General features: G+C 59.6%; 1 protein-coding gene and 1 pseudogene. Both read left to right on the top strand.

Annotated features, from left to right (window positions below):
- Positions 1-196: pseudogene (locus tag EN893_RS33960) on the top strand (tripartite tricarboxylate transporter permease); the annotation flags it as partial.
- Between the two features lie 326 nt (positions 197-522).
- The gene (locus EN893_RS33955; RefSeq protein WP_127267273.1) at positions 523-1,359 is read left to right on the top strand and encodes an SDR family oxidoreductase; all 837 of its coding nucleotides are present in this window, start codon (positions 523-525) and stop codon (positions 1,357-1,359) included.
- The last annotated feature ends 51 nt before the right edge of the window (positions 1,360-1,410 follow it).

Here is a 1,410-nt window from a genome sequence, read left to right as displayed (position 1 = left end):
GCTGCTGCTCGGCTTCGTGCTGGGACCGATGCTGGAGGAGAACCTGCGGCGGGCAATGGTGCTTTCCCGTGGCGACCCGACCGTGTTCCTCACCCGGCCCGGCAGCCTCATGCTGATCGTTCTGGCCGCGATACTGTTGGTCCTGGTGCTGTTGCCCAGCATACGCTCGAAGCGCGAGGAAGCGTTTCAGGAGTGACTTCGGGTAGGAGGGAAAAACCGGCGCGTCAGGCATCTCAGCCAGCGATTGAGTCCTTCCAAAAATGGTGTCGCGCAGGTCTTGACAGAGTTGCATGGGAGCTATCCGAATTGCGGACGGTCGACCGACGCGATTGGCAAGTGACGCCGTGGCCAAGGATGAGCGCTGGTGGCATCGTCCGAGACGATGCATCACTTCCCAATCGCGACTGGGGCTAACGCCGTCGTATCATTATCAGAACTGCGTCGCCTCCTGGGCGACTAGTTGGCCCGTTGTCATCGGAACGTTCCCGATCGACGGACTAAGCCACGCAATTGGGAGGATTTATGCCGTATTCGGATTTCAAGGGGAAGGTTGCGATCATAACGGGGGCCGGTGCAGGTATCGGCCTTGCCATTGCTGAAGCGCTTGTCAAGGAAGGGGTGCGTGTTGCTGGCATGGATATCAATCTGGATGGTGTGAGCCGGGTTGAGCAGCGCGTTGGGAAAGACAAGTTCCTTGCCTTGCAGGTCGACATCACTGATCCGGCGAATTGCAAACGGGGCGTGGATGCTGCTGCAGAGCATTTCGGTGGATTGCATGTCCTCATCAACAATGCCGCGCTCGGCATGAACGCCGTGCACCCACGTTACGAGACTCTCCCCTTGCAGATCGAAGACGTCAGCGAAGAACTGTGGAAAAAATTCATGCTGACCAATGTCTGCGGCACGTTCAACATGTCGCGCCAGGTCGTTCCGCGCCTGCGTCCGCAGAAATGGGGCCGCATCATTAACGTCAGCACGAGCTACTTGACCATGATGCGGCCGGGCTTTTCCCCCTACGGACCGTCAAAGGCGGCTCTCGAAGCATGGTCGATGATGCTGTCGCGCGAACTCGATGAATCAGGCATCACCGTCAACGTCGTGTTGCCGGGCGGGCCGGTAGACACGGCCATGGTTCCCGATAGGGATGGCCTTGATCGCGAGACGCTTATCCGCCCCGAGATGATGGCTCCGATGATTCTGGCGCTCTTGACCAGCGAGGGCGACAAAATAACCGGCAAACGCTTCCTCGCGGTCGATTGGGACAATACGACCAGCGACCCGCAGCTTCAGACCCACCGGACCGCGGCCTGGCCGGAGCTAGCCACTCCGCTCGCAGCGTTGGCGCCGAAGAAGGGGTGAATGTCCTCCATGGACTAACCTCCCATGTACAGCGTGGCGGGAGGGGGAACA

The sequence above is a fragment of the Mesorhizobium sp. M7A.F.Ca.CA.004.04.2.1 genome, from assembly GCF_004022825.1.
In the GTDB taxonomy this organism is placed as follows: domain Bacteria; phylum Pseudomonadota; class Alphaproteobacteria; order Rhizobiales; family Rhizobiaceae; genus Mesorhizobium.
Note: the sequence above shows the minus strand (reverse complement) of the source record. Positions and strands in the feature narration are given on the sequence as shown.

Excerpts from the sequence above, each read along its gene's own strand:
- EN893_RS33955 (WP_127267273.1), top strand. The coding sequence starts at position 523 with ATGCCGTATTCGGATTTCAAGGGGAAGGTTGCGATCATAACGGGGGCC.